Annotated in this window: 13 protein-coding genes; 7 read left to right on the forward strand and 6 right to left on the reverse strand. The window is 57.7% G+C overall.

What is annotated here, in order from left to right; all coding sequences use genetic code 11:
* A complete protein-coding gene (locus ABD937_RS10600) occupies positions 1–786 on the forward strand; it encodes an alpha/beta hydrolase (RefSeq protein WP_345255650.1) in 786 nt (261 codons plus the stop codon).
* Here the strand turns inward: ABD937_RS10600 and ABD937_RS10605 are convergent.
* The 4 genes from ABD937_RS10605 to pfkA all read right to left on the reverse strand — a co-directional run bounded on the left by ABD937_RS10605 (position 783) and on the right by pfkA (position 4,285).
* Positions 783–1,283, reverse strand: coding sequence for an endonuclease V (locus ABD937_RS10605; RefSeq protein ID WP_345255651.1), 501 nt, complete (start codon positions 1,281–1,283; stop codon positions 783–785). The genes ABD937_RS10600 and ABD937_RS10605 overlap by 4 nt on opposite strands.
* Complete coding sequence (locus ABD937_RS10610; protein WP_345255652.1) at positions 1,280–1,636, reverse strand: avidin-fold protein; 357 nt, start codon at positions 1,634–1,636, stop codon at positions 1,280–1,282. The genes ABD937_RS10605 and ABD937_RS10610 overlap by 4 nt, the downstream gene beginning before the upstream one ends.
* Before the next feature lie 101 nt (positions 1,637–1,737).
* Positions 1,738–3,228: a pyruvate kinase gene (pyk, locus tag ABD937_RS10615; protein ID WP_345255653.1), complete on the reverse strand. Its 1,491-nt coding sequence runs from the start codon at positions 3,226–3,228 to the stop codon at positions 1,738–1,740.
* Between the two features lie 73 nt (positions 3,229–3,301).
* On the reverse strand, positions 3,302–4,285 hold the full coding sequence (gene pfkA / locus ABD937_RS10620) for a 6-phosphofructokinase (protein WP_345255654.1): 984 nt from the start codon (positions 4,283–4,285) through the stop codon (positions 3,302–3,304).
* Between the two features lie 210 nt (positions 4,286–4,495).
* Between pfkA and ABD937_RS10625 the strand changes: the two genes are divergently transcribed.
* Positions 4,496–5,092, forward strand: a complete 597-nt coding sequence (locus ABD937_RS10625; protein WP_345255655.1) for a hypothetical protein — start codon at positions 4,496–4,498, stop codon at positions 5,090–5,092.
* A gap of 22 nt (positions 5,093–5,114) precedes the next feature.
* Positions 5,115–6,011 (forward strand): SDR family oxidoreductase, encoded by an 897-nt coding sequence (locus tag ABD937_RS10630; RefSeq protein ID WP_345255656.1) that lies wholly within the window; start codon positions 5,115–5,117, stop codon positions 6,009–6,011.
* A gap of 407 nt (positions 6,012–6,418) precedes the next feature.
* Here ABD937_RS10630 and ABD937_RS10635 read toward each other — a convergent pair whose 3' ends face one another.
* Together ABD937_RS10635 and ABD937_RS10640 are read right to left on the reverse strand one after the other, a co-directional pair.
* Positions 6,419–7,366, reverse strand: a complete 948-nt coding sequence (locus tag ABD937_RS10635; protein ID WP_345255657.1) for an arginase — start codon at positions 7,364–7,366, stop codon at positions 6,419–6,421.
* 170 nt (positions 7,367–7,536) lie between these two features.
* Complete coding sequence (locus ABD937_RS10640) at positions 7,537–8,322, reverse strand: universal stress protein (protein ID WP_345255659.1); 786 nt, start codon at positions 8,320–8,322, stop codon at positions 7,537–7,539.
* Between the two features lie 230 nt (positions 8,323–8,552).
* Between ABD937_RS10640 and smc the strand changes: the two genes are divergently transcribed.
* From smc to ABD937_RS10660, 4 genes are all read left to right on the forward strand, one after another.
* Positions 8,553–12,101: a chromosome segregation protein SMC gene (gene smc / locus ABD937_RS10645; protein ID WP_345255660.1), complete on the forward strand. Its 3,549-nt coding sequence runs from the start codon at positions 8,553–8,555 to the stop codon at positions 12,099–12,101.
* Positions 12,102–13,283: 1,182 nt separating this feature from the next.
* Complete coding sequence (locus ABD937_RS10650; RefSeq protein ID WP_345255662.1) at positions 13,284–13,613, forward strand: DMT family protein; 330 nt, start codon at positions 13,284–13,286, stop codon at positions 13,611–13,613.
* Between the two features lie 168 nt (positions 13,614–13,781).
* Positions 13,782–14,369 carry a peroxiredoxin-like family protein gene (locus ABD937_RS10655; protein WP_345255663.1) on the forward strand — a complete coding sequence of 196 codons (588 nt, stop codon included), beginning with the start codon at positions 13,782–13,784 and terminating at the stop codon, positions 14,367–14,369.
* A 50-nt stretch (positions 14,370–14,419) separates the two neighbouring features.
* Positions 14,420–14,932, forward strand: coding sequence for a PH domain-containing protein (locus ABD937_RS10660; protein WP_345255664.1), 513 nt, complete (start codon positions 14,420–14,422; stop codon positions 14,930–14,932).
* Positions 14,933–15,112: the final 180 nt, after the last annotated feature.

A 15,112-nucleotide genomic window follows, 5' to 3' on the forward strand; every position in this document is an offset into this window, starting at 1 on the left:
ATGATCGACCGGAACACCGCGAGTGGCCCTAACGTACACATCATCGATACGGCCTTCCCGATGCCGCAGCTGGGCCGCTACCGCCGCATCTGGCTGTACCTGCCGCCTGAGTATGCCAGCGGCCAGAACCACTATCCGGTGCTGTATATGCACGACGGGCAGAACCTGTTCGAAAACTGGAGCGCCTTCGGAGAAGAGTGGCAGGTAGACGAAACCCTCGACCGGATGGACCGCAAATGCATCGTGGTCGGGATCGATAACGGAGGGGAGCACCGGTTGCGCGAGTACAACGTGAACGATCACGCGGAGCTGGGAAAAGGCGAAGGACGACGCTACCTCTCGTTCATCGTAGAAACCCTGAAGCCCTTTATCGACCGGACCTACCGCACCAAGCCGGGGCGTGCGCATACCACGATCGCCGGGTCTTCGATGGGCGGCCTCATCTCGTACTATGCCGCCCTGCTGCACCCGGAAGTGTTCGGGAGGGCCGGGGTTTTCTCGCCTTCGTTCTGGCTGCAGCCGTCGATCCTACAGGAAACGAAGGCGATCGCAGCGCGCAGCCGGCCTCCGGTAGACCTGTATTTCTACGCCGGCGAGCAGGAAGGCGCGGAGATGGCCGCGCGCGTACGCGCCGTGACCTCCCTGTTGCAGGGGCACCCAGCGTTCAGGGTACAGGAGTATTATAACCCGTCGGGCACCCACAGCGAGGCGGAGTGGCGGGCCCATTTCCCGGAATTTTACGGTTGGCTGATGGGCCTGCGCCGCAGGTCCAACGTTTCTGCTTAATCTGCTTTAGTCAGGCGATCCAGCTCCGACAAGAGCCGCGGCATCCGGTCGCTGCCATGCATGCTGGCCACCAACGCAGCGGCGACACTGGCATCGATGCCCGCAGCCGTGATCCAGAGCGGTCTGCGGCTGCTTCCCCGCAATAGCGGGAGCGCCACTTCTTCGCACCCCTCGAATCTCGTTTTGGCCACCCCGATCACTGGAAATGAGCTGTGGAGCGCAGCGTACAGGTGTGCGCCAAGACCCGGCCGGTCGCTTTCGAGTTGCACAAACCCGTCGATAACCACCGCCTGGTACGAACGGGCAGGAATCTCGTCCAACAGCGCCAGGATGCAGGGCAGCTCCCGCTTATAAAATGCACCGGGCTCATACGGCGCTACATGCTCCATCCTTTTCGTATACACACACCGGGCCGCATCGTCTTGCCAGCCATCGAACATCATTGCCACGAACTTCGCACCGCTCTCCCGATAGTGTACATCCACTGCAACGATCATAGGGATGCGCAGTGATTGATCTCCTCCACCACCGACGCACCGGTGCTCCCGTCGCCCGAGGTCCAGCGCCATTGCTCATGTAGGCGAAGGCGCCCGTCGGGCAGCAGTTCCGGCACTGACCGGCAAATGCCGGTCATGAGCACACCGGCCCGGTTGATGTGGTGATAGCGCATGTCGAGGGTTCCGTCGGGGTCGCAAACGGCGATGAGATGCCCGCATACGATGGCGCCGCCGCTGTAGCTTGCCGTCACCAGTGCGCCTTCCTGGCGGTAATGGAACACCGTTGCACCGTCGACCTCTCCCGAGCCGGAATTCTGAAGCGAGCGGAAACAGCGCTTGTCGTAAGAGATCATGGCGGGTAGTTCACCGTAAGATACGAAGGGGCCTCCACCGACACCACCGCCCACAAAAAAGGCCCTCCCGCAGGAAGGCCTCTGATAGTATTTACACCCGATCAATCGACCTTGGTGATCTTGACCACGTTGGTGGGCAGGTGCAGGTGCACCGGCGTGCTGCCTGTGTTCACCACTACATCGCCCGACTTCACGAAGCCACGCTCTTTGAGGATATCGATCTGGTCCTGTACGATGTCGTCGAGGCTGTGCTCCTCGTCGTAGAAGAAGGCACGCACGCCCCAGGACAGGCTCAGCTGGTTTACGAGCGAGCGCTCCTTGGTGAAGACGTACAGCGGCGACTTCGGACGGTAGGAGGAAAGCATGAAGCCGGTATACCCGCTCTGCGTCATGCCGATAAGGGCCTCTGCCTTTACGTCGGATGCGAGCTTGCTCGCGTTGTAGCATACGGCGTCGGAGAGGAAGGAAGGAGAGTGGGGCTGCGGCGTAAGCGATTCCTCTCGGTCGTAGCGGTACTCGGTACGCTCCACTTCCATGATGATCTTGCGCATCGTTTCCACGACCAGGTTCGGATGGTTACCGGTCGCCGTCTCCCCCGAAAGCATCACGGCGTCGGCACCTTCAAGCACCGCGTTGGCTACGTCGGTGATCTCGGAGCGGTTCGGCTTGCTGCGGTCAATCATGGATTCCATCATCTGCGTGGCCACGATCACAGGCTTCGCCCGGTGGATGCACTTGCGGATGAGGTCGCGCTGAATGAGCGGGATCTGCTCCACGGGCATTTCCACGCCAAGGTCGCCGCGCGCGATCATGATGGCGTCGGACTCTACGATGATGTCGCGGATATTGTTCAGCGCCTCGGGCTTTTCGATCTTGGCGATGATCTTGGTCTTGCTCTTGCGCTCCTGCAGCTTGCTGCGCAGGATCACGATGTCCTTCACGCTACGGACGAAGGAAAGCGCCACCCAGTCGAGCTCCTGGTCGATGATGAATTCGAGGTCCACCAGGTCCTTCTCGGTGATGGCGGGCAACGAGATCTTGGTGTCCGGCAGGTTCACTCCTTTTTTGGAGGATAGGTATCCACCCAGCACGACTTCCACCTGCACGTCGTTGTTGCGGAGGATGTCGCTCACCTTTACCTCGATCTTGCCGTCGTCGATCATGATGGTGTTGCCCACCTTTACGTCGGCGTGCAGGTTCGGGTAGGAAACGTAGATGCGGTCTTTGTTGCCAACCAGCTTCTCGTTGGTGAACGTAAGGATATCGCCCGGCTTCACGTCCATGCCGCCGTTCTCCATCTCGCCCACCCGCAGCTTTGGACCCTGCAGGTCGCCGAGAATGGCGATGTTGTAGGGCTCGGTCTTGTTGATCTGGCGGATGTACTCGATGATCTTCAGCTTGTCCTCGTGCGTGCCGTGCGAGAAGTTGAGGCGGAACACGTTCACGCCGCACTTGATCAGCCCGAGCAGCTTGTCGTACGTATCGCAGGCGGGGCCTACGGTGGCTACGATCTTGGTGCGGTGATAGGTATGCTCAATGCCCGCGGTGCGGTCCATCTGCTTGTGGTAATACTTGCCTACGTTCTTGCTCATAAATTCTTTATTTCTGATTTGTGATTTCAGATTTCAGATTTTAATCTGAAATCATCACATCTGAATTCTGAAATTAACTAGCCAGGATCTTCACGATCTTCATCCATTCGCTGCTGATCGTGCCCTTGCGCTTGCCCACGTTTTCCAGCGGCACATAGTTCATGCGGTTGTTCTGGATGCCCACGAACACATTGTGGCGGCCTTCGATGAGGCTTTCCACCGCGTGGTAGCCCATGCGGCTGGCAATGAGGCGGTCGAGGCAGGAGGGGGCGCCGCCGCGCTGGATGTGCCCGAGGATACAGACACGCGCCTCCACGCCGGGAACGTGTTGCTTGATGGCTTCGGCCACCTTGTTGGCTCCGCCGAACTCGTCGCCTTCCGCCACCACGATGATGTTCACCAGCTTCTTGCGGCGCTCCTTTTCCTGGAGGGAGGCAATCACGTCCTGGATGTTGGTCTTTTGCTCCGGCACGAGGATGTTCTCCGCGCCGGTGGCGATGCCGCTGTGCAGGGCGATGTAGCCGGCGTCGCGGCCCATCACTTCCACAATGAACAGGCGGTCGTGCGCGTCGGCCGTATCGCGGATCTTGTCGATCGCCTCAACAGCCGTGTTCACGGCCGTGTCGAAGCCAATGGTGAAGTCGGTACCGTAGATATCCTTGTCGATGGTGCCGGCAAGGCCGATGCAGGGAATGTCGAATTCGCGGGAGAACTTGACGGCGCCCTGGAAGGAGCCGTCGCCGCCGATGATGACGAGTCCGTCGATGCCATGGCTCTTCAGCACATCATAGGCCTGCTTGCGCCCTTCCTCGGTATGAAAGGCCTTGCAGCGGGCAGTCTTGAGGATCGTGCCGCCACGCTGGATGATATTGGCCACCGAGCGGCTCTCCATCTTCTTGATATCGTTCTCCATGAGGCCCTGGTATCCACGCATGATGCCGTACACCTCGAGGCCATAGTAAAGTCCGGTTCGTACTACCGCGCGGATCGCGGCGTTCATGCCGGGAGAGTCGCCTCCGGAGGTCAGCACGCCAATGCGGGAAACTTTCTTTTCCATTCCTGTATTCTTCAGTTTCAAACGGCCAGGCGCACCAGAAATGCGTCGGGCGTGCCAAAAATAAGGGATTGCCGGCACTGTGTACGGCATACACACCTATTAAGGGTAAACTCCGTTCGGGGCATGAATGTATCTCTTTTTGTTTTTCATTAACACAATGGCATGGAATTCGTCTATTCTACAATAGCTAACCTCAAAAAACACAACATCATGAAAAGAGCACTCTTCAGCTCCGCCCTCGTGGCCCTGCTTTTTTCCGCCTGCTCCAAAAGCGACGCAGTAGCCGAAATGGCGCCCGCTCCCGAAAACGCGCAAAACCAGCAACCGGCGGGCAACACCGTCGAAACCACCCAGAACGGTTCCTGGGTCACTGGCTGGGAAAACCCTTCCACCTGGAGCAAGACCGCGGGCAACGACAACGTATCCATTTTCAACACACCCCGCAACTTCAAGCAGCTCGACCAGACCATGCTCAACCGTGGAGCTATCATGGTTTTCGCCAGGGGCTACAACTTCGCGGACGTCAACATGAACACCCCGCTGGGCGTGCCCTTTCATTTCTACCTGCCCTACGAGCGGATGAACTTCCCGGTGTTCTGGCGCTATGTGGCCAAGATGTACGGCATCGACCTTAACCTGGAAATGCACAACGACCAATCCAAATATTTCATCGGGGCCCAGCCCAACGTGCAGCTGCGTTACTTCCTCGTTCCGCCGGAAGCCTTGGCCCGCATGAACATGACGGCCGATGACCTGCGCCAGATGTCGTATACCAACCTGGTGAACCTGCTGCAGGTAGCGCCCTGACGCATTCTCCTATATTTGAGCCATGCAACCCGTTCTCATTACCGGGGCCAATGGCTTCGTCGGCAATTACCTTTCCGAATACCTGGCCGCCACATCAACGGTGCTGGCTACGGGGAAGGGTGATTGCCGATTTTCATTTTCGGTACCGGCGCTTACCTATGCGCCGCTGGATATCACCGACCGGGAGGCCGTAGCTACTTTGATCGATGCCTTCAAGCCCCGCTGCATCGTGCACTGCGCCGCCCTCTCTAAACCGGACCAGTGCGAAACCGACCGCCCTTTCGCCGATACGGTGAACGTGAGCGGCACCAGGAATCTGCTGGAGGCAGCCGCCCGCCACGGAGCGCATTTCGTTTTCCTCTCCACCGATTTCGTGTTTGATGGCGAGTCGGGCTTTTACCGGGAAGAGGATGCGGTGGCGCCTGTTAATTATTACGGGGAGACAAAGGTGCGGGCCGAAGCACTTGTTCGGGAATACCCCTTTTCGTGGGCCATCGTACGCACAGTGCTTGTGTACGGCGCGCCGCGCCTTAACCGCGACAACCTCCTGACGATGGTCGCCAAGGCCCTCCGCGAAGGAAAGCCGCTCCATATTTTCAACGACCAGGTGCGGACGCCCACCTATGTGGAAGACCTCGTACGGGGAATCGTAAAAATTGTTGAAACCGGCGCTACCGGCACCTGGCACCTTTCGGGTGCTGACGTGCGCACCCCTTACGAGATGGCCGTCGAAACCGCCCGGCACCTTGGGCTCGACGAGCGCCTGATCACACCGGTCGACGAACACAGCTTTGCCCAACCGGCCCGCCGTCCTCCGAAAACCGGCTTCGACATCAGCAAGGCAAAGAGCGAACTAAACTATACCACAACTTCCTTCGTGGACGGCCTGCGCCGAACATTCGCTGATGGCACGTCTTAGAAGCTTCTTGCCTTAAATGGTTCTCATGAAACAGGGGAATGGTCGGCAGCAAGCGGCCTCGATGCACGACGGCGCGACGTAGAAAAACAATCTGTTTTTTCCAATCTTCGTTGTGCCTCCCGAGGCTTCGGGAGCGCCGTCGTGTCGTCGTGACAGGGGCGTCAGCCCCGCTCCCCGCGCTTGCGCAGTCTCCGATGAACGCTGATCGAAATCATTCAAAAAGCTTCTTAGGTCCTGAAATATACCACTGCTTCTGTCGACCCTCTATCTTTTCTGGACCCGCAAAATCAGGCAAAAGAAAAGTCGCCCTGAGGCGACCTTATACCGGCGCTCCGGCCGGCATCCTGGCAAGCTTCGCTTCGCCAGGACCATTTACAAATAAACCAATAGACGAATAGACAATCTCCCTACGAATACATCAGCACGTTCACGCTGCGCTGCAGGATGTTGAACGCGATCTCGGCCATCAGGTTTTCCTTATCGAGGGTGGGGTTTACCTCCGTCAGTTCGAAGCAGCACACTTTTCGGTTTTGCATGAATTTACTCACCAGGTCTTCGGCCTCGCGCTCGCGCAGGCCGTTGCTGACGGGCGTGCCGGTTCCTTTCGAGATCGATGAGTCCAGCGAATCCACATCGAAGGAGACATAGATATCGGTGCAGTCGGAGAGGTAGCGCGTAACGGCACGTACAATGTTCTCCGGGCCCTTGCTCCGCACTTCTTTAGTGGTGATCACCTTGATGCCGTATTTGTCGATGAGGGCCTTTTCCTCGCGCTCGAAGTCGCGCAGGGCGATGAACACGATGTCCTCGGGCAATACCTTGGGTGCGATCTTGCCCAAGTTCTTGAGCCCGTTCCAGTATTTCGCCGTGTCGGGGTCGAGCTGGTGCACGGCACTTTCGGCGTTGTCTTCGTTGATGGAGAGGGAGAGGGGCATGCCGTGCATATTGCCCGAAGGAGTCGTATACGGGGTGTGCAGGTCGGCGTGCGCGTCGATCCAGATCACGCCGAGCTTGCTTTTCGGTTTGGCCATCTTGATGCCCGCGATGGTGGCGCCGGCGATGCTGTGGTCGCCGCTGAGCACCACCGGGAAGAAATTGCTTTTCATGGTTTCAAGCACCGCCTTGCTCACCTTGTCGTACATGGAGGCAACGCCTTTGATGCGCTTCGCGTACGGCGATTCGATGGGCTCGTATAGCAGCTTGTTCTCTACCGGCACCCGCTCCGAAGGGAAGTGGATGAAGAAATTGCTCATGAAGTCGAGGGCGGCGATCTTGATCGCCTCGATACCCAGGGAAGCCCCGCGGGTACCGGCACCGATCTCGGAGGGAACTTCGATCAGCTTTATGTTTTTCATGCAATCGTTTTTCGTGAAATCAGGCACACACAGCCAGGCCCAACGGGCCGAAAATACAGGGGAAATCTCAGATCTAGGGTCTCGGATCTCAGATCTGCGCGCCCCTCGTAAATAAAAATGCCTGACCGGAGTGCTTCCGATCAGACATCTGCGATCCAAGATCTGACATCTTATTCGTGTGCTGCCAGCACCGGCACCGTGCTGCTGAACACCAGCTTCTTGGTGTGGTTCGGATTGAACAACTTGTCGATGAACGAGTGCGAGCGCGGGATGGTGATCACCATGTCGATCTGCTTGTCGCTTACGAACTGGTTGATCGTTTCGTGGAAATCGTAGGTCCCGATGAAATAGAACTCAGGCTTGAAATCGCTGAAGAGCGCGTTCATCCGTGCCTTTTGCTCAAGGAAGTGCTCGCTGAGGGCCACGTAGTGCTCGCTGTTCACGTTCACGATATGCAACGCCGGGCGAAACAGCTCGAGTACCTGCTTGATGGGCCCGACGGGTGTGGTGAGGTCCACGTCGCGGAAATCGGAGGTAAGCGCCACATTGTTGATCTTCGTGAATTCGGCCTGCGGCGGGATTACCATCACGGGACACGGGTTCTTTTCGACAAGCTTCAGGGTGTTGCCGGTCATAAAGATCTGGCCCAGCTTGGTCTTGCCGGTCAGCCCCATCACGATCAGCGAAGCGGCCCAGTGGCGCGCGAAGCGGGACAGCGATTCAGGGAAGTCGGAGCCGGGTTCGGCATGGCAGGAGATCGTGGCCACGGCTACGTTGCTCAGCTCTGTCTTCATGGCTTCGAGGCGGAAATAGGCCTCTTCTTCTTCATTGGCCTTCTCGTACATGTGGTACAGCACCGTGTTCACCTCCGGGATGCCGGAGAGCATATTGACGGCGTACCGGGCGGTAGCAAGGGAGTTTTCGGAAAAATCGACGGGGACGACTACAGTTTTCATATATAATTCCTGATCAAGGGGTTAAAGAATATAGGCAAAATTCGCAAATGCGGCGAAAAAAGGTATGTGTTTTCACTTATCTGTAACAAAGTTTGAACGCGCTGCGCGGCTTGCATGCCGCCAACAGCCCCCGCCGCAGGGCCGGCAGCCACCATGCCACCTGCTGCCCCGAAGCCGGCCCGGCCCTTTCCGCCCATTCCGTTATATTTGTCGACTTAATTAGCTGAAGAGTGCGACTAAAATCCCTGGAAATCAAAGGATTCAAATCCTTTGCGGATAAAACTATTGTCAATTTCGACGAGAACATCACCGGTATCGTAGGCCCCAACGGCTGCGGCAAGTCCAATATCGTGGACTCCATCCGCTGGGTGATCGGTGAGCAGAAGATCTCGCACCTGCGCTCGGAAAACTTGGAGGCGCTCGTCTTCAACGGCTCCAAAACGCGCTCTGCCTCCGGCCTTGCCGAGGTGAGCCTCACCTTCGAGAACACGAAGAACCTGCTCCCCACCGAGTTCAACACCGTCACCATCACCCGGAAATTCTACAAGAACGGGGAATCGGAGTACCGCCTCAACGACGTTTCCTGCCGCCTTAAGGACATCCAGAACCTCTTCCTCGACACCGGCGTGTCCACCGACTCCTACGCCATCATCGAGCTGGGCATGGTCGACGACCTGATCAAAGACAAGGACAACTCGCGTCGCCGCATGCTCGAGCAAGCGGCCGGCATCTCCATCTACAAGACCCGTAAGAAGGAAGCCCGCCAGAAGCTTGACGCCACCGAAAGCGACCTGAACCGGATCGAAGACCTGCTCTTCGAGATCAACAACCAGCTCAAGACGCTCGAGAACCAGGCGAAAAAGGCCGAGAAATATTACGAGATCAAGAAGGACTACCGCGAGATCTCGATCGAATTGGCGAAAGCCGCCCTCGAGGGCTTCAACGTTACCTACCGCACGCTCAACGAGCAGCAGGAGACCGAGACCGACAAGCGCATCGCCCTCGAAGCTGAGATCGCCACGCGCGAGGCCGGACTCGAGCAGGAGCGTGTCGATTTCATCGCCCGCGAGCGCGAGCTCCACTCGTTGCAGCAATCGTTCAACGAGCTCGTGCAGCAGGTACGTACCAAGGAGAACGAAAAGAACCTGTCGGCCCAGCGGCTCGAGCACCTGCGCGAGCGTGCCACCGGCCTCGAGAGCTTCCTGCAGCGCGCCGGCGGCCAGATCACCGGCATCGAGGAAAGCATCCAGTTTACGCAGCAGCAACTGACCGACGAGGAAGAAAGCCTCGGCGACCTCACGGCCCAACTCGAGGAGTTCCGCTCCAGCGTGGACGCCTCCCGCGGCGTGCTCGACGAGAAGCGCAATGCGCTCAACGCCCTGCGCCAATCGTACCAGCAGGTGCAGCGCAACCAGTTCGACGCGGAGAAGAAGGTGGCCATCGCCGACACCTCCATCCAGAACCTGCAGCGCGCCATCACCCAGCTCGAAGAAGAGCGTGCTACCCGCGAAGAGCAGGTCGCCGCACTCGAGGTCGAAAAGGAGAACCGCCAGACGGAGCTTGACCAGCGTAAGAAAGACCTCGAGGCGCTCCAGCAGCACCATAACAATACGAAGGAGCAGATCCTCAAGACGCAGCAGGTGCTCGAAGGCCTGCGTGGCCAGCTCGCCGACGAGCAACGCAAGCTCGATGCGAAGACCAACGAGCACAACCTGCTCAAAAGCCTCATCGACTCGATGGAAGGCTATCCCGAAAGCATCAAGTTCCTCCACAAGAACCCGAACTGGAACCACTCGGCGCCCATTCTTTCCGACATCATCTACGTAAAGGAAGAATACCGCGCCGCCGTCGAAAATGTACTGGAGCCGTACCTGAACTACTACGTGGTGAACGACCTGCAGGAAGGCCTGCAGGCCGTACATCTACTGGACAACAACAAAAAGGGTAAGGCCAACTTCTTCCTCCTCGACCGCGTGGCCGGCAACGGCAGCGACGGACACAGCGCGCCCGCCGGTACCATTCCCGCCATGGAGGTGATCGAGGTGGACGCGCAGTACCGCGCCCTCGCGAGCCACCTGCTGGGCAACGTCTTCATCGCCTCCGACGAGAGCGCGCTCGAGCACTCCAACGGCTCCGTAATCCTGGAGCGGAATGGTAAGTACGTCAAAGGAAAATACACCCTCACCGGCGGCTCCGTGGGTCTCTTCGAAGGCAAGAAGATCGGCCGCGCGAAGAATCTCGAGAAGCTGAAGAAGGACATCGAGAAGCAGCAGGCCGTCGTGGACGGGCTGCGTGCGCAGATCCAGGAGCGCCAGAACGAGGTGGTGGCCTTCAATGCCGACCTCCGCGAGAGCGCCATCCGCGACGCAGAGCGCGAGATCCAGCAGCTCACCAACGGCCTCTTCCAGGTGCAGAACCGCCTGGAGAACCTGCAGCACACGCAGGGCATGAGCCGCAACCGCCTCGAAGACCTGCACGGCCAACTCGACCAGACCTCGCTTTCGGTAGAAGGCGTGCGCGGCGAGCTGACGGCGCTGAACGAGCACATCGCGCAATACGCGAACGAGCTCACGGAGGCCGAAACCGCGTACCGGAATATCGAAGTTGAATACAACAACGTCAACACACAGTACAATAACTTGAACCTGAACGTGACGCGCCAGCAGAGCAAGATCTCGGCGCTGAAGCAGGAGCTCACCTTCAAAAGCAACCAGCTCCAGGACCTCCACACGCAGGTACAGAACAACACGACGCAGCTTGCCGAGACCAGCAAGCAGGTGACCGAGCTCGAGAGCACACTTAAGGACACCGAGGAAAGTTTGTACGAGCTGATGCGCCGCCGTGAAAGCGAGGAGCAGGGCCTCAACGAAAAGGACCAGGCTTACTACAACATCCGCAACCAGCTCTCCGCCAAGGAAAGCGAGCTTCGCTCGATCTCGAAAGAGCGCGAGCAGGTGGAGCAATTGCTCACCGCCATCAAGGACAAGCTCACCGACGTGAAGCTGAACCTGGCCGGTATGAAGGAGCGCCTCAACGTGGAGTTCAAGATCAACCTTGAAGACATCCTCGACGAGCCACGCACCGGCGAAGTGCCGGTAGAGGAGCTGCAGGAAAAGGCCGACCGTATGAAGAAGCGCCTCGAGAACCTCGGCGAGGTAAACCCCACCGCCATCGAGGCCTTCGAGGAAATGAAGAAGCGTTACGAGTTCATCGTGGAGCAGAAAGACGACCTCGTGAGCGCCAAGGAAAGCCTGCTGCAGACGATCGCCGAAGTGGAGACCACGGCCAACCAGAAGTTCCTCGACACCTTCAACCTGGTGCGCGATCACTTCATCCGCGTATTTAAAACGCTCTTTACCGACGACGACCAGTGCGACCTCATCCTCGAGAACCCAGACAACCTGGCGGAGACCGGCATCGACATCATGGCGAAGCCGAAGGGCAAGCGCCCGAGCTCCATCGGCCAGCTGTCGGGTGGTGAGCGTACGCTGACGGCCACCGCGCTGCTCTTCGCCATCTACCTGATCAAGCCCGCTCCGTTCTGTATCCTCGATGAGGTGGACGCCCCGCTCGACGATGCCAACGTGGGTAAGTTCACCAACATGATCCGCGAGTTCTCCAACAACTCGCAGTTCATCATCGTGACGCACAACAAGACCACGATGAGCACCGTGGACGTCATTTACGGCGTTACGATGCAGGAGCCCGGCGTGAGCAAGCTCGTGCCCGTCGACTTCCGCAACCTCGCGGGGGTGACGACGCCGTCGGGGGTTTCTTAGTTTATTGGTTTATTGGTTTGTTAGTTTATTAGTAAGGGTCGCCGTTGGGCGGCTCTTTCTTTTTTACTTGAGCGCTTCAAACTGACGCGACGCGTCATTAAGCACGTAGCTCCCGTCATTGCGAGCGCAGCGAAGCAATCTCCTCCGTTACGCGGAGTGTTCGTAAACGTTGCTCGTATCGAGGGATTGAAACAAAAGCAGCAACTGCAATTGCGAGCGCAGCTCCCGTCATTGTGAGCGCAGCGAAGCAATCTCCCCCGTTACGCGGAGTGTTTGAAAACGTCGCTGCAAAAGAAGAACGGCGCAAAGAGGAATTTCCAGCTCGCTTCCAGAGAAAACACCGGCAATAACGTTCATTCTGCAATGAAGCCCTACCAGCCTAAAGAAATCTTTGCTAGATGGCATGAGAAGCATTCGTTTATATACCTACCAATCATCACAACACGGTGTTGTATACCGGTGTGAAGGTGAACTTGCAGTAGCGGATCTCTAGACATCGACATCTGTATCACGGCAGCAATCAAGTTACCGAGCGCTATAATGTGAGCAAGTTGGTTTATTACCAGGCTTACCCGACTATTTGGATGGCTATCGCTGAGGAGAAACGTATCAAAGTTGGCAGCCGTAAAGCCAAGCTGGCACTCATTGAATCAATGAACACTGCATGGAAGGACTTGTGGGAAATAGACGTGTGCAACTGGCATTGAAATGAGGAGTTCGAACCAAGTATTGACTCTCGTTGCAGTCGTCTTTCGGCCGCAGTTATTTCGATCACCCCGGGTAACATAGGAAATTGCTTAGCTGCGCTCGCAATGACCGTCACGTCGCCCGATGACTGCACTTCACGATCACGAGCACTTTGTCGCAAACACACCCGCGCAGGGGCATAACCGACAGGTAAACTGACAGAACATCCGTGTCAACTGACAGAGCAGCAGAGTTTTACGTAAAACAGGCATGTCAAATGGCTCAGCAGACATGTCAGATCGTAAAACGGTCATGTAAACCGACAGAACAGCCATGTAAACAGACAAAACAGCGGTGTCACTACCTGGAGCAGCGATGTCTACCCGCAAAACAGGCGTGTAAAGGGCTACGTAGGCCGGTCTGCCAGGAAGGATAGGAGACGCGGTTGGCGCGGCGTCACCGCAAGGGCGCGGCACCGCGCCGTACATTCGCCCCATGCAAACGATCGCCCTGCTGTTCGCCTCCAATGTCTTCATGACCTTTGCCTGGTATTACCACCTCAAAGACACCGGCATGCCGCTCTGGAAAGCCATCGTGCTGAGCTGGAGCATTGCGCTGTTCGAATACTGCCTGATGGTACCCGCCAACCGCATCGGCTATGGCAGCGGCTTCAGCGCCTTCCAGCTCAAGATGATCCAGGAAGTGATCACCCTCATCGTGTTCAGCCTCTTCGCGGTCTTCATCCTGAAAGAGGCCTTTCACTGGCGTTACCTCGTCTCCTTTGCCCTGCTGCTCGCCGCCGTTTGGGTCATGTTCAAGAAATGAACTGCCGGTATCCGGGCTGATGCAAAAAGAAGCAAAGGATCGAAGAAGCACGAATTCACGATTGACGTCCCGATGCTTCGGGAGACGATTCACGCCAATGCAACGCTTTGTTAAGTTCCCGCGTCCTTTTCCCTGCCAGGCCGCAATGCCGTAAATTCGAATTCCATTATGAAAGCATTCTTCCTCAGCCTCTTCGCCGCCTTCACGCTGGCGGCCTCCGCCCAGGACAAGCCCGAGGGCCTCTTCATCAACTCCAAGGCCCCCGACTTCTCCGGCACCGACCAGAATGGCAACAAGGTGAGCCTGAAGGAGCTCAAGAAGAAAGGCCCCGTAGTAGTACTGTTCTACCGCGGCAACTGGTGTCCCTATTGCAACCGGCAGCTTAAGAACCTGCAGGACTCGCTGCAGCTCATCACCGACAAAAAAGCCTCGATCGTGGCGATCACGCAGGAAGCAACGCCCGGTATCCAGGAAACGGTAAAGAAGACCGGCGCGGCCTTCCCGATCCTGCACGATGCGGAGTCGAAGTGGTCGAAGGCCTATGGAGTGAACTTTGCCGTGGACGAGCGCACGATCCGCCGCTACAAAACCGCCGACATCGACCTGCTGGCCATCAACAATCAGAAGGAAGCCGCCAGCCTGCCCGTGCCCGCTGTGTACATCATCAACCGCGACGGGTCCATCACCTACCGTTATTTTGACGCCGATTACCGCAACCGGCTTTCGGTGCGCGAGCTGGCGGAGCAAATCAAGTAGAATCCCCACACATCAATACCTTTGAAAGCCGGCAGTTGCCGGCTTTTTCTATGAACCGCGACTTCCCGGCTTCGATGGACCGCCTCTGCAAATCGCTGACCGCTGTGGTTACCCTGTTGTTCCTGGGTGTAGCGGCGGTGCAGGTGTCGATCTGGAACGAGGTGCCGCGCCTCGGCCCGGCCATTGTGATCGGGTTCCTGGCGGCCACCTGGCTGCTTTCGTTCGTGCTCCGCCCGCAGGGCTACCGGCTCACGCACACTGAGCTGATCGTATGCCGTACCTGGTCGGCGGTGCGTATCCAGCGTTCCGATATCCTACGCATCGAGCCGGTATCGAAGGCAGACCTGCGCGGCAGCATCCGCCTTTTCGGGGTCGGCGGCCTGTTCGGCTACTACGGCCGCTTTGCCAACCGGGCCCTCGGTTCCATGACCTGGTATGCCACCCACCGCAACGGCGGATTACTGGTGCGCACCAGCAACGGCAAAAAGATCCTGATCACACCAGACGATCCGGAGGCGCTGTTGCAGGCGTGGGAGGGAAGTGACGTCCGATCGGTATTCTGATCGTTGCGAAACATGGTCCGTAGTCGAAGACTGGTTCGTAGTCGGAGACTGATCCGTAGTCGAAGACTACGGACAACGGCGTTGGTAGATGCTAAAGGTTGTAAATCGTAAGGAGTGCTTCGGATTGAACGCACCGTCAGATAACAGAAAGATGACCGTATCCAAAGCGACCCTTACAAA

Origin of the sequence: Flaviaestuariibacter amylovorans, assembly GCF_039541815.1 — a bacterium.
Taxonomy (GTDB): Bacteria; Bacteroidota; Bacteroidia; order Chitinophagales; family Chitinophagaceae; genus Flavisolibacter; species Flavisolibacter amylovorans.

Coding starts and splice junctions, on each gene's coding strand:
- ABD937_RS10600 (WP_345255650.1), top strand. CDS start 1: ATGATCGACCGGAACACCGCGAGTGGCCCTAACGTACACATCATCGAT.
- ABD937_RS10605 (WP_345255651.1), bottom strand. CDS start 1,283: ATGATCGTTGCAGTGGATGTACACTATCGGGAGAGCGGTGCGAAGTTC.
- ABD937_RS10610 (WP_345255652.1), bottom strand. CDS start 1,636: ATGATCTCTTACGACAAGCGCTGTTTCCGCTCGCTTCAGAATTCCGGC.
- pyk (WP_345255653.1), bottom strand. CDS start 3,228: ATGAGCAAGAACGTAGGCAAGTATTACCACAAGCAGATGGACCGCACC.
- pfkA (WP_345255654.1), bottom strand. CDS start 4,285: ATGGAAAAGAAAGTTTCCCGCATTGGCGTGCTGACCTCCGGAGGCGAC.
- ABD937_RS10625 (WP_345255655.1), top strand. CDS start 4,496: ATGAAAAGAGCACTCTTCAGCTCCGCCCTCGTGGCCCTGCTTTTTTCC.
- ABD937_RS10630 (WP_345255656.1), top strand. CDS start 5,115: ATGCAACCCGTTCTCATTACCGGGGCCAATGGCTTCGTCGGCAATTAC.
- ABD937_RS10635 (WP_345255657.1), bottom strand. CDS start 7,366: ATGAAAAACATAAAGCTGATCGAAGTTCCCTCCGAGATCGGTGCCGGT.
- ABD937_RS10640 (WP_345255659.1), bottom strand. CDS start 8,322: ATGAAAACTGTAGTCGTCCCCGTCGATTTTTCCGAAAACTCCCTTGCT.
- ABD937_RS10650 (WP_345255662.1), top strand. CDS start 13,284: ATGCAAACGATCGCCCTGCTGTTCGCCTCCAATGTCTTCATGACCTTT.
- ABD937_RS10655 (WP_345255663.1), top strand. CDS start 13,782: ATGAAAGCATTCTTCCTCAGCCTCTTCGCCGCCTTCACGCTGGCGGCC.
- ABD937_RS10660 (WP_345255664.1), top strand. CDS start 14,420: ATGAACCGCGACTTCCCGGCTTCGATGGACCGCCTCTGCAAATCGCTG.